A 211-nucleotide genomic window follows, 5' to 3' on the forward strand; every position below is an offset into this window, starting at 1 on the left:
TGCATTTGCGAATTCGTTACGCGCGTCGCGTGCTTTTGCATTGAGAATGACGAGCAGCTTGCGGGCGAGCGCAATGCGGATGACCATTTTCTCCTTTCCGGCAGTCTGCAACCGTTGCTTGAAAGCTGCCAGATGCGGATCATATTTGGCAACGATGCTGGCAACGAGAAAGAGGACGCCGCGCGGCCCTGCCCGACCGCCGCGCACTGGT

1 pseudogene is annotated in these 211 nt (G+C 58.3%); it reads right to left on the reverse strand.

Annotated features, from left to right (window positions below):
- A pseudogene (locus tag D3242_RS33230) lies at positions 1-211 on the reverse strand (IS110 family transposase); the annotation flags it as partial.

Origin of the sequence: Mesorhizobium jarvisii, assembly GCF_003601985.1 — a bacterium.
Taxonomy (GTDB): domain Bacteria; phylum Pseudomonadota; class Alphaproteobacteria; order Rhizobiales; family Rhizobiaceae; genus Mesorhizobium; species Mesorhizobium jarvisii.